Source organism: Bradyrhizobium sp. C-145, from assembly GCF_023375135.1.
Classification (GTDB): domain Bacteria; phylum Pseudomonadota; class Alphaproteobacteria; order Rhizobiales; family Xanthobacteraceae; genus Bradyrhizobium; species Bradyrhizobium zhanjiangense.
The window spans coordinates 7820466-7842074 of sequence record NZ_CP088150.1 but is presented as its reverse complement, the minus strand read 5'-3'; the positions used below and the strand labels follow the sequence as shown (position 1 = coordinate 7842074).

The following is a 21609-nucleotide window of genomic DNA, read 5'->3' as shown; positions in this document are numbered from 1 at the left end:
GTTACAAGGAAAATGCCACCGGAGGCGGCTAGTCTTGGTCTTCCCTCTTGCTTATTTTTCGAGGGCGTCAGCGGCGTCCCGCGCGAGCAAAGTCGGAAAACGTGCGGGTGAAATATCCTCAAAGAGGGCGGTCACGCCCTAAAGGCCGCGTCGTAAGACCTGCCAAAGCGCCGACACAAAATTCCAGTGTGGTCGGGGTGACGTATCGTCCTGGCGATGCGCGGCCGACGGTGCACTGCCGTCCAATTCGGTCAGCCGCTCCACCATATTTTGCAGTTGCAATGGTAGTGGGTTGCAATGGTAGTGGGGTGAGATCGTCCGTGAGGGTGCCGCGAAGTTGCTCACCAGTCTCGTTGCAGATCGCCCGGCGATGCTCCGGATGATCTAAACTGGGGGGATGGACCACGGACGCGGTCGGAGGGATGTCCGCCATGGCTGCCACCGTTGGCTTGATGTGCACAGCCTCCTTGCCATGCACGGGTATCCTGCCGCCGCGTAACGCGCGACATGCTACCTTGATCCCGGCTTTGCACTAATACCGCTGCTCCAAGCGTCCGAAGTTCTCCGATAGCCAATCGGTTCCTCGTGCTATCATGCTCTCCCGCGTGGGCTTAGGAGGCAAGAAATGTCTACCTACCTGCGATTACAAACCGCCGACTTGAAGCCCGAAATGGTCAGCCGCATCACGGCAGCTTACGAGCAGGCGCTCCATACGCTTTGCGTTAAGGATCGCGACGATCCGCTCACGGAAAAGGTCGCAAGCAAGATCATCAGGATCGCCCAAACGGAGGCTCTCGCCCCGGCAGAAATTGCGGCTTTGGCGATCAAGGAACTCGAAATGCGTTAGGCATTGTGCTTAACGCCCTTCGAACCCGAAACATTTCCGCCATCAGGAGGTTGGCTAGTGGGCTTCGGGGCTTCGCAATATGCGAGTCACGCCATGACCTCTTTACCGCCGTGCGAAGCAATTCTTACAGTCGCCATCATGGGCCTCACTGTCCTAATCGAGATTGCGCTTTTCGCCTCGATCGGAATGTTCTGAGAGACCCGCGTATGGCCCTTCGGCCTGAGCACCCCTCAAGTCCGGCCAAGCTTGTCGCCGTTTCCCGCAACCATCGACCTGCCAACGGAACTAATTTTCAGCGAACACAATTGTCTTGTCATAGCGATGGAGGATCATCGCCATGAGGATCGAATATTTCTCTGCGATTGTGATAGCTGTTCTTGCCGTTGGGACCGGGCTGGCCGTCAATTCTCTCGGCTCGCTGCCTACCGACCAGCAGTCCACGCCGGCCGCCACGCAAGTTGCGGACCGATTAGCTCTGTCAATGGATCCGTTTCTGATGCGGTCTGGTGGCTAACAGATTGGGGTGAGGCGACGCCCGGCACGCTCAGCCTTGTGCCCGCGCTTTGAGCGCTCTTCCAACCGATGCGCGACTGGCTGGCGGCCAAGACGTGGAGCGACGGCCTCAGCGCGACATCTCGGTCTGCATTGCAGCTAGTAGTAAGTCGTTCCGCGCTGCAGTTGGATTTTGTTCGTAGTCGGTTGGCGACGCGCGAGAGGACCTTTCATCGACTCGGCAGGCGGTAGTTAGTGGACTGCCTACAGGTGCAGGCATTTGCTGATCGTCACCCATTTCGCGTTTGGGTCGCGACAGGCTATGTTCAACTTTCTTAGATTGAAAATAGGCTTGAGCTGCAGAGTGTTAGCCACTTCATAATTCTTGTCGAGCCTGCCGGCTTAAGCTTGTAGAGACAACCGCTCGGGAGGCAACGATGACACCCGGCTGGCTCATTTTCCCTGCGAATATCGCCTGTATCTACTTCCTGACCATCGTGAGCTTGATCATCCTTGGCGCTTGGTAGGCAGCTGACGAGAGAATCTTCAGAGAGCGCGCTCTGAAGATTCGTCCCTAGACCGACGTGCACTCATGTAGGTCAGCAATTCGATCGGGTGCGGCATGGATTGCCCGAGTTGCGGCAGAGTCAACCCAGAGGGAAAGAAGGTCTGCGGCGACTGCGGCGCGCCGCTATTCCTTCGCTGCTCGGCGTGCGGGGCCGACAATCCGCCAGGCAAGAACTTCTGTGGCGACTGTGGCGCAGCACTCACGCTGCGAGTAGCAGCAGGGGCGGGCGCATCGACGTCCATCGTGGCACGGGTCGCGGAGCGCTCGAGCTTGTCACCCGCACCAAGTTCTTCCGCCGAGCGTCGCCAGCTGACAGTGATGTTTTGCGACCTCGTCGACTCGACGGGACTTGCGACAAAGCTCGATCCAGAAGATCTACGAGACATAATCGCCGAGTACCGCGATAGCGTAGCGGCAGTCGTCCGCAAATACGGTGGCACCATCAGCCGCTACATCGGCGATGGCATGCTCATCCTGTTCGGCCATCCTTCAGCGCATGAGGACGATGCCGAACGCGCAGTGCGCGCTGCGCTTGAGATCGCCGCGCCCAGGCACGCGTCGGGAGCCCCACCCGGGTTCGAGCTGCGGGTTCGCCTTGGGCTCGCGACTGGTCTCGTCATCGTAGGTGACCTTATCGGCAGCGAAGCGGCGGAGGCACAGGCGGTCCTTGGCGAGACGCCGAATCTGGCCGCTCGACTCCAGGCCCTCGCCGAGCCGGATGGAGTGGTAATCGCTGAGGACACGCGGCGGCTCATCGGCGGGCTCTTCGACTACGAGGATCTCGGCGCGGTCACGCTGAAGGGCTTCGCCGCGCCGGTGCAAGCCTGGCGGGTGCTGCATGAGGGAACAGCGGAAGGCCGCTTCGAGGCGTTGCACCCTTCAGTTCTCGCCCCGCTGGTTGGGCGTGAGGAAGAACTCGCGCGGCTGGAACGGAGCTGGCGCCGTGCAGGGGCGGGTACCGGTCAAGTAATATTGCTAGTCGGCGAGGCGGGGATCGGCAAGTCGCGCCTCGTGGCGGCTCTCCAGGAGCGTATCAAGCGCGAGCCGCACACCTGCTTGCGCTATTTCTGCTCGCCACGTCATCAGGAAAGCGCACTCTATCCCTTCACCGCACAACTCCAGCGAGCGGCTGGTTTCGATCGTGAGGACACACCGAGGGCGAAGCTCGACAAACTCCGAGTGCTGCTATCCCCCGCATTGCCATCCGACGAGGACGTGGCGATCCTGGCCGAGCTGCTGTCGATCCCGAAGGGTGATCTGTACCTGCCCGTTACCGTTACGCCGCAACAAAAGAAGGAGAGAAGCTTCGCCGCTCTGGCTCGCCAGCTTGAAACTCTCGCGCAAAGACATCCAATCATGGTCGTGTTCGAGGACATGCAATGGATCGATCCGAGCTCGCGCGAGCTGCTGGACCGGACGGTCGATCGAGTAGCGAGCATACCGGTTTTGGTCCTGATCACCTGCCGCCCCGAGTTCCAGTTGGTATGGACCGGAAAACCGCACGTCAGCTTGCTCGTGCTGAACCGGCTTGACCAGAACGCGGGCGCTGCGCTGATCCGGAGCGTGGCTGGCACCCGGACGCTGCCGACCGAAATCGTCAATGAAATTGCTGAACGAACGGATGGCGTGCCGCTGTTCGTCGAGGAGTTGACCAAAGCGGTGCTCGAAACGAGCCCCGAGGGGGCCGCGCGAGCCATCTCTTTCGCGCCCCTGCCCGGACTTGCTGTGCCGGCCACATTGCATGCTTCGTTGATGGCGCGGCTCGACCGAATCGGTCCGATAGCTAAGGAGGTGGCCCAAGTCGGCGCGGCCATTGGCCGCGAGTTCTCCTACGATCTGCTTGCCGCGATCGTACAGCGGTGTGACAACGAGCTGCAAGCGGCGATCGATCGGCTGATCAACGCCGGGCTCATGTTTGGGCGTGGCGAACCGCCCGACGCCAATTTCTTGTTCAAACACGCACTGGTCCAAGACGCGGCATACGGCACACTGTTGCGCGGCCAACGCCGCGAGTTGCACGCGCGGATCGCTGGCACGCTTGAGGAGAGGCTCGCTCGGGGCATCCAAGAGCAACCGGAGATTCTCGCCCACCATTGCGGGCATGCGGGTCTGATCGAAAAGGCGGTTTCCTATTGGCAGAAGGCTGGTGAGCGTTCCAAGGCTCGATCGGCAATGACGGAAGCAATCGTGCAGATGCGAAAGGCGCTCGATCTGCTATCCCATCTGCCGGACACCCCCGGGCGCCAGGGTACCGAAACGGACCTTCAACTCGCGCTCGGCGGCGCATTGATCGCCGCAAAGGGCCATGCGGCCGAAGAGACCGGCAGGGCCTACGCCCGGGCGCGCTGCCTCTGCGAGTCACTGAACGACACGCCGAACCTGCTCAAGGCGCTCTGGGGCGAGTTCGTGCATTATCACGTGCGCGGTGAAACGGGCCGATCGCATCGCATCGCCGAGGACCTGCTCGATTTGGCAGGACGACAAAACGACGCGGCCATTCTTGTCGCCGGTCATCGGGCAGTCGGCGACAGCTGGCTTCATCGCGGACAATTGGCCTTGGCGCGTACCCATCTTGAGCGGGGGCTCGCCCTCTACGATCCGGAGCAGCAGCGCTTTCTGACGGCTCTGTTCGCAGAAAACGCCCGCGTAGCGATGCTTTCGTTCCTGTCGCTGACGTGTGGCCTACTTGGCTTCGCCGATCAGGCGCGCGTGCAGAGCAGTGACGCCCTGGCAGAGGCGCGCGAGTCGTCCCACCCGATCAGCCTCGCATTCGCGCTGAGCGTTGCCTGCCGATTGCATTTCGTGCTCGATGATGCGGATATGGTTGGGCGACGGGCGGAGGAGCTAGTTGCGCTCACCACCGAGCAGAGCTTTGCCTTCTTTCTCGCGATGGGGACGGCATATCGCGGCTGGACGCTGGCCGAGGCCGGCGACGCAGAAGCCGGGGTGGACTTACTGCGGCGCGGTATCGAGGGATTCCAGGCCTCCGGCGCAGTGTGGACTCTTCCATTCTACCTCGCGCAGCTCGCGGCAGCCGGGGCAAAGGCTGCGCGATTTGAAACCGGCCTCGGTCAACTATCCGACGCCTTGGCACTCACCGAGAAATTGGGGGTGCGATGGTTCGAGGCCGAACTGCACCGCCGACGAGGCGAGTTGATGCTGGCGGCTCGGCCGGGCGCCGAGGCCGAGGCGGAGACCGAGTTTCGCCACGCCATTGCGATTGCTCGCCAGCAGGAAGCGAAACTCTGGGAACTTCGCTCTGCCGTCAGTCTCGCCCGGCTCTGGCGTGATCAGGATAAGGTTGACGAAGCACGCGGTCTTCTCGCGCCGATCTACGGTTGGTTCAACGAAGGCTTCGACGTTCGCGACTTGAAGGAAAGCAAAGCACTGCTGGAAGATCTCTGGGCGTAGACAGTTTCTGAAGGCAAGACGGACGGACTTCGTCTAGCACGTCGGGCCAATCTTGCGATAATGTCATTTCAGCGGGGCGCAGCCAGACCTGCGTTCAGGCAGAATCCGAACCAAAGAGACCGTCGTCAGTGCCTGTCTTCGGGCCGGCACTCGGGACAAGTGTCGCCGATCCCGTCCAGGACTTCCGCTACGGCGACGGCAGCCGCCTCTGGCGAGACCCCGTACGGCGGCGTCTCTCGGGCGATCTCGATCGCGCGATCGCGGGCATGAGGATCCGTGCGGTCCTGCATCCAACCATGCTCCTCGCATTCACGAATGGCGCCAGCTTCCAACAACACCGACCGAGCCCAGCCTTCGATCGTGCGATAAGCGGGGCGTCGCTCCCGGAACATCAACATCACGAACTCCATCGACGCGGAAGGAATCGCCATCCAAGCCCGCCGTTCCGGCGCATAGCACAGAGCAGGGATTCGAAATGTGTAGGCTCAATCTTGTCCAGTGAAGGTCTGTGGACAGCTATTGTCCCGATTTCATGAGCTTCCCGTGTTCGCAGGCTTGGCACGTCGTGAAGCTGAAGTTGCGGAGCGTTGCACATTTGCAACCCGCACAGGCGTTCGAGGTAGTAAGCTGCTCGATCAGAATGATCGAAACATATTTCGTGTTTACTTCGACAGGCATTAGCAGGGGGCGAAAAATGTTTGATGTCTATCGCAATGGGAAGCGTGACTTGCTCGTTCTAAGCACAGGCTCCGCGATACCCGGGGCTTACTCTGCAAATAAGTGGCGCAAGAGCAGAAAAAGAATTCTCAAAGTAAGCGACGAGATTAGGTCAACGGTTCAGCGACAAGGGTATTACGTTCGTAGCTTGCGGGCCACGAAGAAGGGGATGATTTAGTTCGACGTCGACCGCTACTTGGCCAAGTTGCAGCCGATGCCCGGCGTATTGCGCAAGCCATTGTTCGCCGAATTTCGATAGCGTTCTCGACGCAACTTGCATACTACAATACCGGCTGCTCGCAACCTCATAACCGTTTGTCAATCGCTTTGGCATAATTCTGAACACGGACATTCTACAGATGGCCAGCGTGGCCATCGCTATTATGGCAAGCCTAGTCCGAGTTGGCCTGTCCTGTTGTACTCGCGTAAAGCTGTATTTTTCATCATCTCTTTTTTTGATTGCGTTCCGGCAAAGCAACGCCGACTCGCGAATAGAGAGTTGCGACGATGTCGTCAGCGCTAAAATTTCGGCAGCCCTACAAACCGAAATCTGAGACAAGTCCCTCGTGCCAGAGATTGCCTGAGATTGTGGCGAATGTCGCCGCTCTATTGTCGCAAGTTCAATCTCTAGAAATTCAAACAACAGATGACATCCGTCAGGCCATCTTCATTCTTGAACTCGCGAATGGCTGCATCCGATTGATCGTGGGGCAGACAAAACTGAATGAAACGACCAGGACGACCCTTCTAGCTCAGTCGACGAAGATCGATTTGCTTATTGCAGAAACGCGTAGGGAGGCGGCGCATTTATTTGGAGAAACTGATTTGAACTTGGGGATTGCAGATGACGGGTGCGCGGCGGCGATCAGGGTGAGACTCCAGCGACAATCAAGGTGAGACTGCGCCGATGGGGACGGACCGAAGGGAGGGCGTAGCCCGACCGGAGGACCGTCCCCATCGGCGTGGCGCGTTTTTGGACCCGTCTGGCGGCTGGGCGGGGCTGGTGCAAGCTTTTGATTCGTCTCGACAAGAGGGAATCGATGCCTTGCCTGGCCTTCACATCACCGACCACCAGATGAGGCTGTACATGACCTACCGACTGACATTGTCCCCCGAAGCGGCCGCGGCCAAGGCGGGGTTCTCGAAAGCGAGTGCGTATCGGATTGAGGGCGATGCGCGCCCGCCATCGCAGAAGAAGGCGCCGAGGGGCCGGCGACGATCCGATCCACTCGCGCCCTATTGGGACGCCGAGATCGTTCCGATCCTGAAGGCTGCTCCCGGCATCCGCGTGATCGGTGTGCTGGACGAACTGCGCCGGCGGCATCGCGACCTCAACCCCAACATCCGACGCACGCTGGAGCGGCGCATCAATGCGTGGCGGGCGCTCAACGGCCCCGAACAGGACGTGATCTTCCGCCAAGAGCACGAGCCCGGGCGGCTGGGTCTGTCCGACTTCACCGACGTGAGCGCGCTCGGCATTACCATCGTAGGTGAGCCACTCGATCACCGGCTCTATCACTTCCGGTTGGCGTTCTCCGGCTTCGAGCATGCCCATGTCGTGCTCGGGGGCGAAAGCTTCGTCGCCCTGGCGGAGGGCTTGCAGAACGCCCTGTGGGCGCTTGGCGGCGTTCCACGGGAGCATCGCAGCGACAGCCTATCGGCGGCGTTCCGCAATCTGGCGGCTGACGCGCGTGAGGATCTGACACAGCGCTACGCTGCGCTGATGGGCCACTATGGCATGGCACCAACACGCAACAATGCGGGCATTGCACACGAGAACGGCTCGATCGAGAGTGCGCACGGCCATCTCAAGCGCGCACTGGAAGATGCGCTGTTGCTGCGGGGGACGCGCGACTTCGCCAGTCTCGATGCCTACCGGGCTTTTGTCGACGAGATTGTCGGCCGGCGCAACGCCAATCTCGCCAAGCCGATCGCGCTCGAGAAGGAGGCATTGGCGCCGCTGCCGAAAGGCCGCACGACCGACTTCGACGAGAAAGTGATCCCGGTGACGTCGTCAGGCGGCTTCATCCTGCGGCGCGTGTTCTACACCGTTCCTTCAAGGCTGATTGGCCATCGCCTGCGTGTGCGCATCTTCGACGACCGGCTCGAATGCTTCCTCGGCGTCACGCCGGTTGTGACGTTGCGGCGCGGTCGGCCTGTGTCGGAGAGCCAGGGCGGGCATGTCGTCGATTATCGGCACGTCATCCATGCCCTGCGGCGCAAGCCGATGGCGCTCCTCAACCTCGTCTATCGCGACCAGCTCTTCCCGCGCGCCGCTTACAGACGCCTGTTCGAGACCTTGCGGGAGCACGGTGACGATCGGCGCGCCTGCAAGGTGACGGTCGAACTTCTAGCGCTGGCCCACGAGCGAGCCTGCGAAGCCGAGCTCGCCAAGGCGATCGCGATGGATCTGGACGCCGGACAGTTACCCGATCTTGCCGCGCTGCGCGACCGCTTCCGACCCGAGGCGGCCTCGATCCCGCGCGTCGCCGTCAAGCTGGCGCCGCTCGACGTCTACGATGAACTCGCCTCCGTCAGCGTCATGTCGGGCCGCTCGAATCTGGGAGAGGCAGCATGACCAGCATCGCCACCTCCGTCGATGCTGCTCGTGTCGAGTTGCTTCTCAATGAGCTCCGCCTGCCGGGCGTCAAGGCGATCTGGCCGAAGCTCGCCGCACAGTCGGACAAGGAAGGGTGGCCTGCCGCCCGCTTCCTCGCCGCCCTTGCCGAGCACGAGGCATCCGATCGTACCCGCCGTCGGATCGAGCGACACATGGTGGAAGCGCGTTTGCCCGCCGGCAAGACGCTCGCCACCTTCGACTTCGAGAGCGTGCCGATGCTATCAAAGGCACAGGCGATGGCGCTCGCTGCCGGCGACGCCTGGTTGAAGGCCGGCGCCAATTTGCTCTTGTTCGGTCCACCGGGCGGCGGCAAGACCCATCTCGGCGCGGCGATCGGCCTGGCTCTCGTCGAGAACGGTTGGCGCGTTCTCTTCGCGCGCACCACTGATCTGGTGCAACGGCTGCAGGTCGCGCGGCGCGAGCTGGCGCTGGAGTCCGCGATCGGCAAACTCGATCGCTATGACCTCCTGATCCTCGACGACATCACATATGTGAGCAAGGATCAGGCGGAAACCAGTGTGCTGTTCGAGTTGATCGCCGCCCGCTACGAACGACGCTCGCTGCTGATCACGGCCAATCAGCCATTTGGCGAATGGGGGCGTATCTTCCCGGACCAAGCAATGACGTTGGCTGCCATCGATCGTTTGGTCCACCACGCCACGATCCTCGAGATGAACGTCGAAAGTTACCGTCGAAAAGTTGCCCTCGATCGCAAGCGCGGTCCAGGCCGGCCGCCTGTTCACACTACCCCCAACGAACTCGACAAGACTGCGATTGACGCTGGCAGCGCCGCTTGATTGTCGCGCAGCGTCAATCAACGCTTGCCAAGCCGGCGGCCAGCGTCAATTATCTCCTGACTCGGCCGCCTCGTCTCATCTTGATTGACGCGCCGCTCTCATCCTGATTGTCGCGCTATAGACGGGAAACAGTCGAAAGGCGCACCGTGTTCGGTTTGAACACAAGCATACCGTCAGCATCAGCAATGCCTCTAAGCATGGTCGTGGCCCGGATTGAACGATGCTGAGAAAGTTCAAAACGGCCCCAGCCGCAGGATGGGGTGAGCATCCGGGGCCGGCATTCCCATTCTCATTCCATGTGCCGCATCGGCGGTGGGCGGCACGCTCCAACATTAGGCACAGAGGACGAACTATTTCGCGAGACCGCTGCCCATTTCATTCGGCTCAATGCGAGACGCAGTGAGGACATTCGCGGCCTGCGGCCTTGCTGGGCGTTGGGCTTCTTCCCAACGCGATCGCGGCCGCGGCGCTCAATTTGTCTGCCGCTTTTGAATCGAAAACTGGTCGATTAGGAAATCGTCCAACTTCCGGCCGCCTCGAAGCTGCGGCCGCAGCCACCGAGGCAGCCTGCCGCGACCCGACCATGTCTCCGCCGGGTTCTTCGGATTGCGATATTTGGGACGGACGGGCGGGTATGGGCGACGCTTACGATCGAACCGTGTGGCCTCGTCGGCCAGTCCGATCTTGTGGAGCCGTTTTTCCAATTGTGCTTTTTGCACTAACATTCTCTGAGTGAGGCTGGCGGTGACCTGTTGGTGAAGTATCCAGAGCTCGTCAAGGGAGAGCGAATTGAAGTGCTCGGTGTTCATGGATCCGATCCGAATTCTCGGGAGGAGGCCCAGGCAGACGAGTCGGGAATGAAGGAGAAGACAAGCCGCCAGATAGATATTTGTCCTACAATCCACATTTAAATGCGGAGGTGGCAGGGAGAAAGGCATGACGGGGGTAATACCATGGCGGAGCATTTAATTTGTGCGAGGAGGCAACCCCGCTGACCGGTATCATGACATCACAATCGTCACTGAATCGCGCTACACTGGGCAGTGTATCTGACGCGCTCACCGCGCGATCGATGAGCTCTAAGCTGGTATAGCCGAATTGCCACACGTACAAAGGTTCCGCGCGTCTAGACCTGGTTTGGCACTGCCTGAGACGGACATTCGATTACGATGACGATCCCCTCTTTTGGTTGGGACGGCCATCATGCGGTATAAGGTGTTCGTGGTGGACAGCAGCCGGCGAGTGATCTGCGCCGCAAAGCTTGACTGCATTAACGAGCAGGCGGCGAGGCGTCGAGCCGAGCAAATGTATGGCGAGCACGACGTGGAGCTTTGGGAAGGCGATCGGCTCGTTGCCTGCTTTTCAAGGTGCAACGTCGAACGGAAATCGGTGCGACTCCGTCCTGAATAGACGGCCCATTTCGCCGTCGAGTTAGTTCACGGCACTTGCTCTGCCGCCCGGTTTAACACGCTTTCTTCTGCCGATTGTTCTCGCTTCTACGCGTCGGAGCTTACTTCGAAGCTTCTCCACTTCTCTCAGCTCCGCCACAAGCGCTTGGCGTCGTTCATTCAGAACAGCACAAGTATAATTCTGACGCATACTGGACATGACCCGCCTCAAAATATGGAAGTCGATGAAAAGAGAAAAGACGAGAGATCGCTCGGCCGAAGCTCGTGAGCCAAAACCGCAGCCGCCAGATGCTCCCAGTACTCTGCCTCAGCGAGCAGTTTCCAGCTTCTCTCAGGTTGGCGCGCGGCAGTCTATCGGCAAAGCAACCTCATTGCGTCGAAAGCGGCGGGCAACTTCCATTCCGGCCTCCCATGTTTTCCCCAAAGATATTTTTCAATCTTGAAGTGGAGTCATCATGATTATCGTCCATAATCAAATTTAGCGTTTAACAGCGTCAATTGGATTAACGTCGACGAGCTGACCGGAGTTACTTTCGGTTCAGCTTCACATCCGTTTCGAATGCTGCTTGCTAGGATGCGTTGAAACGCATCTGCGCTCGATCGCGCGCGTGCGGGAAGCGTGGCTCGGTCAGCTTCGCAGAAACCAAGCCAAAGCTGTAAGTAGATAACCTTGCCTCCTCAACCGACGTCTCGTTGCCGGCCCCGTTTGGTGACTCCAAGCTATGGCCCGTGGGTCGGGGGATTCATGGAACGGGAGCGGTTGCAGAGCATGTCTGTGGAGGAGCTGTCGCAACTCCACACGCTAGTCAATGACATTCTCTCACTGAGGCTCTTGGCGAAAAAGGAAGAGCTGGAATGACGGCTTGGGCTGCTCAACCGAGGCGAAAATACTTCCTTAACTGGGTTTGACCCGGAGGAGTGAGGTCGCAGAAGTGTTGCCTCCTTGACAGCCGATTCCGTCGACTTCCGGCCACGGTGAACAGTGGACCTCGTCTCATTTGAAATCACGGCGCCTGCGGCGGGCCGCTGCTCGATGCCTTGCGGAAATGAGTGCCCTAATGCAATAGCCAGCGATGACGCCGATGGGGTGAATGCGGCCGCCACTATCAAAGGTAAAGAGAACCGCTGCATACAAGCGAATGCGGTACCAGGCTGCAGCGTTCCTACCTGGGCCACCGAACGGCTCGTATCGCCGAGGCTTAGTGCAATACGCGAGCGGCTTCTGCTAGCCGGACCTTCTCTCTCAGCCCCTCAAGATCTTTCATTGCTTTAAGCAATCTCACCAGATCAGAGATCATGTGTGCCAGAGTAGGCTTGCGCGGCTTTGGAACTCGAAATTTCTGTTTCATCGCGAAACGGCTCCCTGCCAGGACCGATGGAAGTAGGGGTGGATCGGCAAGGACCGTGCCAGCGAAGTGCAACCAGTCACGCCAGAGAGCGCGGGAGGGCCAGCGGGGTCATCGCGTCGGCAGCCGGTCAACCATATTTGCCAAAACCTTCGGCGGCAGCCCAATCCCCGAGAGCTTCCAGGTCGTCCTGTCGAGATGCATGCTGACGCTACCTGCGTCCTGACTGTCGCCAAGCCGCAACGCAAACTCGACAGGCTTCACCAGGGTGATCCGTCCGGCGAAAACGAAGATGTTTGAGATGTCGAGCTCGGCCAATGACGACATCGTTCCGAAGGTGATGTTCTCTGCGCCGTTGCGAACAGTGCCGCTCTTTAAAAGGGCGGACACATTTTCCGGCGTCATGAGCTTGATCGCGAAGTCATCGGCGATCGTTGCACCGAACGCGTTTATCGCCATTCGCTCGAATGGGCGCACCGGCCGCTTTTGGGCAAGTCGATCGAGGTAGGTGGACACAACCTGATCGACAAGGGAATGGCGGACACGCGGCAAATCCGTTCGGGCCATGACTTGAGAGGCGTCTCCGCTCCGAACGGCCGAAACGAGATCCAACGCGGAAACGAAAGCCGATCCGGCATACACCACAAGGCAGAGCAGGAGGACCGCAACGATGCCTAGGAGCCACTTCATGGAGCGGCAATCGAGGCGGCCGGGCTTTGTTCCTGAAGCTAACCGAGCCCGTGTTCATCGGTAGCAGCAACGTCAATCGAAAGGACTGTCAATTGTGCCCTTACAGGTTGGACAAACTCGCCAAGGAGCGGGCGCTCGGCGTTTGCCTGAAAACCCTTGGGCACCGGCGCTGTCCGCCTCTTTGACGAGCCGGCCGCGCAGCAACGCGAGCACGGCGGCTTCCTCGGGCTTTAGATTTTCCATCGCGTTCCGAAGCTCGGTCTCGGCTTGTGACTTGACCTGGAAGACGAGGTTGCCGTCCAAGTAGCAGTTCAGCACCCTCGGGGTGGATGTAGCACTTCCTGCAGATCGTGGGCGTGTTGCCAAGCCGTGCGGAGACTTTTTCGATCGCACTGCGAAGATTGCGCTTGGCCTCGGCGGCGCTGTCAAAGCTCCGAAGTTCATTCAGGGCCATGGCCGCCAGCACGGTCCCGGCCCAGGTTCGGAGATCTTTGGCTGTGATATCCTTCCCTGTGATTTCATTGAGGTACTTATTGACGTCGGTTGATGTGACATCCCGGCAATTGCCTTGTTCGTCGAGGTACTGAAGCAGTTCCTGCCCGGGTAACTTCTGACAGACCCTGATGATCTTAGCGACGCGGCGGTCTCGTACACGCAACGACCACTGCTTGCCGCTCTTGCCTGTGAAGCGGAAACGCATCTCGTTTTTCTCGACCGCGACGTGCCGATTCTTCAGCGTGGTCAGGCCATAGCTGTTGTTCTGCCTGGCGTAATCATCATTCCCTACGCGGATCAGCGTGGTCTCCAGGAGATGCAAGACCGTTGCCAGAACTTTTTCCCGCAGCAGGCCGCGCAATGCCATGTGCTCGCGAACGGTTTGTCGGATGGAAGACAGCGCGTCGGCAAACGCAACCACATGCTCGTATTTCGTGCTCTCCCGCACCTCACGGAAGCGCGCATGGTAGCGATATTGCTTGCGTCCTTTTGCGTCACGACCGGTCGCTTGGATGTGACCACTCGGAAACGGGCAAATCCACACGTCAGTCCAGGCGGGCGGGATCGCCAGTGCCCGGATCCGCTTCATCGCGTCAGGGTCGATGAGCCTTGAGGCATCGGGCCGAATGTAGCTGAAGCCGGTCCCCACCTTCTTGCGACGAATACCCGGTCGTTCGTCGGAAATATCTGAGGCCGGCAGATTCGGCGGCATCCCGCGGGTCGACGATCGCCTGCGCGCTATCAGGTGGCTCGACCAGCAACACACTGACTCCTTTCATGCGCTAAATGAACTTTTGCGATGAACGGCGGTTCCATAAAGTTTTGATGGAGGCATGACGGCCTGAGCTGTCGACCTGATCGCAAGCTTAGAGGAAATTAATGTTAGCAATGACGACGGTCGGCGCGGATGAAGCAACGGCGTGTGTCGGGTCATCCGGCTTTGTGGTGGCGCGCGCCGCGCTTTGCGGGGGTCCGTTTCCCCGTGCCGCGCCGGCCCGCAGGCTGGGCGGGACGCTCGGCGGCGACGCTTCGGCGGAGCGCGTCCATGAGGTTGACGACGTTCTCGCGTGATGGCTTGCTCGATGGCCGCTGCACTGGGCGTTTCGCCTGCTTCCTGCGCAGGATGCGCACGAGCGCTCTGCGGTAGTGATCCTCCAGCATAGCAGGATCGAAATCGGCCGACCTCGTCCGGATGATGTGCTGCGCGAGCTTCATCATTTCGGACGGCAGCTTCATTTCCGGAATTTCGCTGAAATAGTCCGCCTCATTTCGGATGTCCTGCGCGAAGCGCAGCGTCACGCCGAGAAGGCCGCGACCTGCCGGTTCGAGGAGAACTGGCCGCTCGCGCGAGGACAGCACCACGCGCGCAAGCCCGACAACGCCCTCCCGGCTCATTGCGTCTCGAAACACCGCAAACGATTCTTGACTGATCTCCTCGCGCGGCACGATGTAGTACGGCTTCTCAAAATATTGCGCATCGATCTGCCCTGCGGGAAGGAAGCGTTCGATCTGGATCGCGCGCGTATTCTGCGGCCGCGGGCGAAGGATAGTTTCCTCCTGCTCCTCGTCTTCATCCTCATAGTCGGAGGCGCCTTCGTCGGCCTGGTCGCCAAGGTCGGCGGGAGCGGTTGGCGGGCTTATACCGTGGGGTGGCGCGGTAAGCTCCTCCTCACCAGGCCCCGAGCGCATGCGTCTGGCCCGCTCAAGGTCTCGGTCCTCGACCAGCAGAAAGTCGTTCTTACCGACCTCATACCCCCGCGCCTTGTCTGTTGCATCAACGGTTTGGCCTGTGACTGAATCGGTCAGTCTGTGTTTGAGGCGATGGCCCGTTCGGCGGTTGACCTGCCGAAACGAGATACGCTCGGCCGCCGAGATTGCGGGATAGAGCGCAATCGGACACGAGACGAAGGACAGCTTCAGATAGCCCTTCCAGTAGGGGCGGGAGGCCGGCACCGGAAACTCCAACGCAACAGGGGTATAAACGCCAAGCTGGTAGGCAAAGACCGCGGAATTAACGGCCGAAATGGACGGGAGTTTCAAGCGCTTGAGAATCGTCCCGCGTGCCGGCGGGATGGCATCGCTCGAAGTCCCTCTGATCAGGGTCTCAAGCGAGGTCCTTTCGTTCTGAGCGAAGTAGGGGTTGACTTACCTACAATACTCGTTCGGAGCCGCCCGGAGTGCTGTCACGACAGAGAAGGAGGCCGTCAGATCGCGAACAGGACGTGCGGATCGACTTGATCCGACGGGTCTGTGCGGCCAAACTTCGCTTTCGGAGCCAGTTCTCTGATTTGACTTGCGCCTTGGCTCCATCGTTCGCACGCCATGCAGGCTATAAAGCACCGATAAGACCCCTGTGCGCATTCCCGCACCAATCGCCTATATAGTCCTGTACGTCGCCCTCTACTCGGCGTTCGGCGCCGCATCTCCGTTCTGGCCAAAATTTTTCGAAACGCGAACTCTGGCGACTCAGCAGATCGCTCTGATCCTCGCTGCCGCAATCCTGATGCGGCTCGTTTCCGGACCGTCAGTTGCTATGCTGGCGGATCGGCTCGGGTCATTGCGCCTCGTGCTCGCGGGCTGTGCTGCCGTGGCGGCCGCAGCAGCCGTCGCATTGTTTTGGGCCGATAAATTCTGGTTCTTGCTTCTTGTCGCGTTGGTTCAGGCTGCCGCTCTCGCCCCCACCACCTCGATCGCTGATGCGTTATCGGTCAATACAGCGAGGCCTCGGTTCGCGGGAAGGCCATTCGAGTACGGGTGGATACGGGGGCTGGCTCCGCGGCTTTCGTCCTGGGAACACTGGTCGCCGGACAACTCGTAAGCCCCGCCGATCTCACCCCGGTTATCTGGATGAACGCTGCCTTCCTGATCGCCGCCGCTGGCGCCACTGCATTGCTACCTGGGCAAGTCCGATCGCAGAGGTCGCCGTCCTTCGCCATGTCAGAGGTGAAAGCCCTGATCAGCGTGTCGCAGTTTCGCATCATGATTGTCGCATCGGCTTTGATCTATGGCAGTCATGCCGCGCACGATGCATTTGCAGTGATCAGGTGGAGCGATGCGGACATCAGCACTTCGGCGATTAGCTTCCTGTTGTCGGAAGCGGTGGTCGCTGAAGTGTTGGTGTTCATGCTGGCCGGTCCAGCGCTCCTGGATAGGTTTGGCGTGCGTGGCGCGGCTATCTTGGCAGCTGCGGCCGGAATCGTTCGCTGGTCCGTAGCAGGCGTGACCACCTCGGTGTTGCTGCTCTCGCTGATACAGCCGTTGCACGGACTAACGTTCGCTCTGCTTCATCTCGCTTGCATGCGAATGATGGGGACGCTGGTCGCAGCAAGCGTCGCCGCAACTGCTCAATCTCTCTATGCGTTTGGCTCGGGGTTGCTAACGGCAGTACTAACCTTCTTGTCCGGCGAACTGCATGCTTCCTATGCCGGGCGGCGTTCTTTCCTATGGCGGCGCTCTGCGTCCTCCTCCCATTCGCCTGGTTTGGCTTCGTCAATGGGAGGGGCTGATCCTTCGGTCGAGCGAACGGGGGTAGCGGCCGTCGGTCTACGCACCGCCGAAACGCAGAATTCGAACTGCGTCTCATGCCTCGGCCAGTTCGGCGGTCGGGCGAGATCCTGTTCGAGCCAACTGACGTCGTCTGCAACATGCATCTCATGCTCCGTCGGGACCACGTCGGGGCCTCTCGAAGGGCACGGCAGTCTAAAAAATCCACACTGACAGCGACGTAGCCTCGAATTTTCAGCTTAGTTGCTGTCGTCATGCGGGCTTTGCGGACAGGTGTCCCGATCCATTCGGCACGCCCTGAATTCTCCGATACGGCACAACTTTCGCCGATGCCCAAGCGAGGACCGTGGCGGCTCAACCAAGGAGCCGGCTTCGCCGAAACATGAAACCGGTCGGTGCGAACCTTCTGGCTACCTCCAGCGCGCGATTCTCGCAGCATTCCAGCGCGATCTTTTGGGAAAGCATAACATCTCCGACCGGCAGATTACCACGCGGCATGAAACACAGGCCGCGCGTAGGGCGACCCTTTTCGTCGATCTCGCAGACGTTCGTCGACGCGCCCGCGTAGATCCGATATTGCCTGCCAGTGTCGCCACCGATGACCTCGAAATAGCCCTTTCCCGCGAACTGTGCACGCTGGGCCGGCGATAGCCACGTCCGCAAGAGCTGCAGCGAGCGGCCGTCCGGAGTTCTCTCGGCGCCGTGTCTGATGAAGAGAGCCCGAATGGCTCTCGCCCGCCGGCGTTCATCTCGGCGAGATGATCTGAAGCCCAACATGACGCGGGCCGATCACCCGCCGACCAGCCTGGGGAAGAAGACGGTTTCTTCGGCGTTCGGGTCAAACGATCGCATTTGCGATACTTGACCCAGACCCGTCCGGACCGCCGCGGCGAAGCCGGCATCGGTCAGTTCGTAGAACCGCCGCTCCGCCTTCGCGAGCTCTCGTGCGTCGTCTGGATTGAAAAAGTGACGGCTGTCGCCGGTACTGTCCATCACGATCTGGATCGCCATGATCGTCTTCCTCGGAATGATGATGGCCAAGGACTTGATCCAAGTATCCGCCCGAAGTCGCGAAGTTTCAAGACAAGAAGAGGTCATCGCAACGCCGGGCTTGCCCAAAGAAAGCTATGCCGGTGACGCCTGCGATAAACCCGGCATCAACAGTGAACCGACTGCCGAGCGGTATTAAATTCCGATCGTATAAGTGCAAGGGCGGGCTGTGGATGGTTGAGCGCTCCGAGCGGAGCATGTGCCGGAGAGCCAAGTAGGAACCAGCCGGAGAAAGGAGATTTAGTTTACTAGATGCATTTCGAAGGGTTTGCCAATGGCGATCGATGCTTTTAGAGGAACAACGCCACTGTTTCTTCCAGAACGTTTTTTCGTCGGGCGGCTAGAAGGTTGGGCAGTGCTCGAAAGTCTAGTTGGCGGACTACTAAAGCGCGCAACCATTGCTGGTCACGGCGAACTGGATGCGGACACGGATACAGTGCTGTTCGTCGAGTCATACACATTTGACGATGGTCATAGTGATACTCTGCATTGGACGTTCCGAAAGGGTGAGGAAGGCAAGTACACCGGCTTGGAAAACCGACTGGAAGGTGAAGCCATTGGGGAGCAAGCCGGTTGCGCATTCCATTGGAAATACACGCGCGATACCCCGCAAGGGGACGGCAAATCGTTCAAGTTGAATTTCGACGATTGGTTTTATGGAATCGATGAACGAGCTTGCATAGTCCGCGGCCGTGCTGGCCGTGCTGGCATCCCGTTTGCGACGGCGCACGTTACTTACCATAAGCTTTAGCTTCGCTGGTGTCCGCCACTGCCACAGGGAGAGCGGGTGAGGACTCAGGGGAGATCGAACCGCGAACGCGTGGGTCGGCAACTGCTGGCAGACGTTTCCGGGCATGGAACGCCGGGTACGGCTGCAACGACGGCGTAGTCCTGGCGACGCTGTAGAATTGCTCGTGGAGCACCTCCGCTGGCCGATGCGCTCAAACTAAATCATTCCTTGTTGGTGACCTCTAGGCTACGGACGAAATACCGTTCTGGACGCTTGGCCTAATTTCGTCGCTTATTTTGCGGATTCCGCTTCTGCTCTTGCGCCAGTTGTTTGCAGAGTAAGCTTCGGGTGTCGTAGCTCCTGTGCTTAGAACGGGCAATTCCCGCTTGCCATTGCGATAGACCTCGAACACTTCTCGCCCCCGCTGATCGTATCGAAGTAAACGCGAAATATGTTTCAGTCATTCTGATCGACCAGCTTACTACCTCCAATGGCTGCGCGGGCTGTAAATGTGCAACGCTCCGCGACTTATGCTTCGGCGGCATTGTCATGACCTCGGAATAAACAGGCGTCCCGGTCTGCCGAGCTTCTCAAGACGGGTCTCGACGTTGAGCATTGGAACCTGCTCGGGATCAAAGCCCTCAAGCTCAACCCAGCCTCGCACCGCCCTTTCTGCGGGACATCCTGGTCGAGGCTGTGATAAGCTGCTTTTCAGCGCGCCTTGGCCGGGCCGGACGAAGATCAGCGTCCTTCTCAGTGGCTTGCCTGACGGCGGAGTCCAGCAATTTGGCCCGCCTTTTCGGCTCGGCGCTGATAGCGATAGTGGCTTCCAGGTCCAGCGGGCATGTCGAGCGAGACTTTTGCCCGAAATGGTGCCGGGCGCGCCGATGGCAAGCGAAAGGCTATCCTGGCCGCGTTGTCCGCGGCGGGCCACTCGGTGAGGTCAACCGTTGCTCTACAACTCTATCCAAGTACCTTCTGAAATCATCCATAAATGGCAAGAGGTCGTGGATGTGCTTGCCGAGATCATGCACGTTCCTTCTGCTTTGATCATGCGAGTAGAGCCGCCCAACATCAAAGTTTTCGTATCCAGCGAGTCCAAAGGGAACCCCTACGAACCGAATGAACTCGCACCCCTTAACACGGGGCTTTATTGCGAAACCGTGATGAAGACGTGCCAACCTCTGCTCGTTCCAGACGCCCTTCGCGACGAAGCGTGGAAATCAAACCCTGACATCAAGCTGGGGATGATTTCCTACCTTGGGGTACCGATCAGTTGGCCCGATGGCGAGGTATTCGGAACGATTTGCGTTCTCGACAACAAAAGCAACGAGTACAGCAAGCCCTACCTCAGACTCCTGCATCAGTTGCGCGACGCGGTGCAGATTGATTTGCAAAGGTTAGCGGCACAGCACAGACAGCTCGAAGAACGTGAGACGAAGATCCGGCGTCTGGTCGATGCCAACATCATCGGAATCTACATCTGGGAGCTCGATGGTCGGCTCCTTGAGGCCAATGATACGTTTCTGCGTCTGGTGGGATACGATCGCGAGGATCTTATCTCGGGTCGTGTGCGCTGGACGGACCTCACGCCGCTGGAATGGCGAGATCGCACCGCACGCGCCCAGGAAGAATTAAAGAGGACTGGCGCGGTGCAACCCTTTGAGAAGGAGTACCTTCGCAAGGACGGCAGCCGCGTGCCCGTGCTGATCGGCTCGGCGGCGTTCGATGAACAGCGAGACCAAGGCGTCGCGTTCGTGCTCGATCTGACCGAGCGCAAGCGGGCGGAAGCGGAAGCCCGCGAAAACGAGCGGCGCTACCGCGAAGCGCTGATGGAGCTCGCGCACGTCAATCGCGTCACGACAATGGGCCAACTGACGGCTTCGATTTCACACGAAATGAAGCAGCCGATCGGGGCGGTTGTCGCCAACGCAGAGGCTGGGTTGAACTGGCTTGATGCTCAACCGCCAGAACTGAATCGGATTCGCCAGACGCTTGGTTGGATAATAACTGATAGCCTGCGAGCCGGCGAGATCATCGGTCGGATCCAAGGGCTTATCAAGAAGGCACCTCCGCGGCGAGAGGAAATGGAGATCAACGCGGCAGTGCTTGAGGTCATAGCTCTGACCCATGGCGAAGTGGTGAAGAACGGCGTCTCGGTGCGGACGCACCTCGCGGAGGGCTTGCCGCTCATTCGAGTAGATCGGGTCCAACTGCAACAAGTGGTCCTCAACTTGATCATCAACGCCGTCGAAGCGATGAGCGCCGTCCGCGAGGAGCCGCGTGAGTTGCTGATCAGCACCGACAGAGATGCCCTGAATGGCGTGCTCGTCAGCTTGCGAGATTCGGGGCCGGGACTGGATCCGGCGAGCCTTGAGCACGTCTTCGATCCATTCTACACGACCAAGCCCAGTGGCCTGGGCATGGGATTATCAATTTGCCGTTCAATCGTGGAAGCGCACGGGGGACGCATATGGGCGGGCGCCAATGAAACTCGGGGTGCCGTTTTTCAATTCAGCCTGCCTCTAGAGCGAGAGGAGACCAGTTCCACTGAATACGCTGGCCAATGCCGGCGGTCCGAGAAGGCGGATACGGATCGCGAAAACGAGAGCCCGTTCTACGCGACGGCGGATGTCCCTACCTAGATCGGCCGCCCCGCGCTGGCGTCAGGCTGCGCGGTAGGGGTAGACCAGCACAAGCGGAGCCTCCACAGGGGGCGGGCGACGCCCAACTAAGCCGTGCAGTCGCGGTTCTATCCGGGACATGAATATCCGGTCGGCTTACTCATTGGCAAAGCGGGGGGCAACGCGAGTCAGCAATTGGAGGCACGCCCCGGTTCGCCAGCGCAGGCCTTTGTACTTCAGATCGCAGTTCGTGCGCCTTCGGCGCGTGACATCAGGACGATCCAGCCTCTTGATGCGGCTCGCCTTCAG

The 21609-nt window shown here is 59.6% G+C and carries 16 protein-coding genes and 3 pseudogenes; 12 read left to right on the top strand and 7 right to left on the bottom strand.

From position 1 onward, the window contains the following. The first annotated feature begins 625 nt into the window (after positions 1–625). Complete coding sequence (locus LRP30_RS36840; RefSeq protein WP_249756556.1) at positions 626–847, top strand: hypothetical protein; 222 nt, start codon at positions 626–628, stop codon at positions 845–847. A gap of 1330 nt (positions 848–2177) precedes the next feature. Further along, positions 2178–5318 (top strand): AAA family ATPase, encoded by a 3141-nt coding sequence (locus LRP30_RS36835; protein WP_249756555.1) that lies wholly within the window; start codon positions 2178–2180, stop codon positions 5316–5318. A 125-nt stretch (positions 5319–5443) separates the two neighbouring features. Here the strand turns inward: LRP30_RS36835 and LRP30_RS36830 are convergent, their stop codons facing one another. Next, a complete protein-coding gene (locus LRP30_RS36830) occupies positions 5444–5716 on the bottom strand; it encodes a hypothetical protein (protein WP_249761822.1) in 273 nt (90 codons plus the stop codon). Positions 5717–6012: 296 nt separating this feature from the next. Here LRP30_RS36830 and LRP30_RS36825 point away from each other — a divergent pair, with 296 nt between their 5' ends. The 4 genes from LRP30_RS36825 (at position 6013) to istB (ending at position 9452) form a co-directional block, all read left to right on the top strand. Next, a complete protein-coding gene (locus LRP30_RS36825; RefSeq protein ID WP_091891403.1) occupies positions 6013–6213 on the top strand; it encodes a hypothetical protein in 201 nt (66 codons plus the stop codon). 398 nt (positions 6214–6611) lie between these two features. Beyond that, positions 6612–6932 carry a hypothetical protein gene (locus LRP30_RS36820; protein WP_249757971.1) on the top strand — a complete coding sequence of 107 codons (321 nt, stop codon included), beginning with the start codon at positions 6612–6614 and terminating at the stop codon, positions 6930–6932. A 178-nt stretch (positions 6933–7110) separates the two neighbouring features. After that, positions 7111–8613 (top strand): IS21 family transposase, encoded by a 1503-nt coding sequence (istA, locus tag LRP30_RS36815; RefSeq protein ID WP_249761693.1) that lies wholly within the window; start codon positions 7111–7113, stop codon positions 8611–8613. Continuing rightward, positions 8610–9452 (top strand): IS21-like element helper ATPase IstB, encoded by an 843-nt coding sequence (istB, locus tag LRP30_RS36810; protein ID WP_249756397.1) that lies wholly within the window; start codon positions 8610–8612, stop codon positions 9450–9452. Before istA ends, istB begins: the two co-directional genes overlap by 4 nt. Before the next feature lie 470 nt (positions 9453–9922). On the opposite strand, the gene LRP30_RS36805 is transcribed toward istB, so the two are convergent. The 4 genes and pseudogenes from LRP30_RS36805 to LRP30_RS36790 form a co-directional block, all read right to left on the bottom strand. Next, positions 9923–10261 (bottom strand): H-NS histone family protein, encoded by a 339-nt coding sequence (locus tag LRP30_RS36805; RefSeq protein WP_249757970.1) that lies wholly within the window; start codon positions 10259–10261, stop codon positions 9923–9925. A 2057-nt stretch (positions 10262–12318) separates the two neighbouring features. Beyond that, positions 12319–12897, bottom strand: coding sequence for a DUF2939 domain-containing protein (locus tag LRP30_RS36800; RefSeq protein WP_249757969.1), 579 nt, complete (start codon positions 12895–12897; stop codon positions 12319–12321). Positions 12898–12969: 72 nt separating this feature from the next. Continuing rightward, positions 12970–14171, bottom strand: a pseudogene (locus tag LRP30_RS36795) (DNA topoisomerase IB). Positions 14172–14322: 151 nt separating this feature from the next. Next, on the bottom strand, positions 14323–15345 hold the full coding sequence (locus tag LRP30_RS36790; RefSeq protein WP_249757968.1) for a Ku protein: 1023 nt from the start codon (positions 15343–15345) through the stop codon (positions 14323–14325). 400 nt (positions 15346–15745) lie between these two features. Here LRP30_RS36790 and LRP30_RS45130 point away from each other — a divergent pair, with 400 nt between their 5' ends. Both LRP30_RS45130 and LRP30_RS36785 read left to right on the top strand, forming a co-directional pair. Then, the gene (locus tag LRP30_RS45130) at positions 15746–16210 is read left to right on the top strand and encodes an MFS transporter (protein ID WP_256477642.1); all 465 of its coding nucleotides are present in this window, start codon (positions 15746–15748) and stop codon (positions 16208–16210) included. Between the two features lie 29 nt (positions 16211–16239). After that, complete coding sequence (locus tag LRP30_RS36785) at positions 16240–17109, top strand: MFS transporter (RefSeq protein ID WP_346016188.1); 870 nt, start codon at positions 16240–16242, stop codon at positions 17107–17109. A 141-nt stretch (positions 17110–17250) separates the two neighbouring features. Here LRP30_RS36785 and LRP30_RS36780 read toward each other — a convergent pair whose 3' ends face one another. Both LRP30_RS36780 and LRP30_RS36775 read right to left on the bottom strand, forming a co-directional pair. Then, positions 17251–17673, bottom strand: coding sequence for a hypothetical protein (locus tag LRP30_RS36780; RefSeq protein WP_249757967.1), 423 nt, complete (start codon positions 17671–17673; stop codon positions 17251–17253). A gap of 12 nt (positions 17674–17685) precedes the next feature. Further along, complete coding sequence (locus LRP30_RS36775; protein WP_249757966.1) at positions 17686–17907, bottom strand: hypothetical protein; 222 nt, start codon at positions 17905–17907, stop codon at positions 17686–17688. Between LRP30_RS36775 and LRP30_RS36770 the strand changes: the two genes are divergently transcribed. From LRP30_RS36770 to LRP30_RS36750, 4 genes and pseudogenes are all read left to right on the top strand, one after another. Then, positions 17906–18085, top strand: a complete 180-nt coding sequence (locus tag LRP30_RS36770; RefSeq protein WP_249757965.1) for a hypothetical protein — start codon at positions 17906–17908, stop codon at positions 18083–18085. The genes LRP30_RS36775 and LRP30_RS36770 overlap by 2 nt on opposite strands. Before the next feature lie 135 nt (positions 18086–18220). After that, positions 18221–18697, top strand: coding sequence for a DUF3833 family protein (locus LRP30_RS36765; protein WP_249757964.1), 477 nt, complete (start codon positions 18221–18223; stop codon positions 18695–18697). A gap of 1007 nt (positions 18698–19704) precedes the next feature. Beyond that, positions 19705–19989, top strand: a pseudogene (locus LRP30_RS36755) (GAF domain-containing protein); the annotation flags it as partial. A 36-nt stretch (positions 19990–20025) separates the two neighbouring features. Beyond that, a pseudogene (locus LRP30_RS36750) lies at positions 20026–21321 on the top strand (ATP-binding protein); the annotation flags it as partial. Positions 21322–21609: the final 288 nt, after the last annotated feature.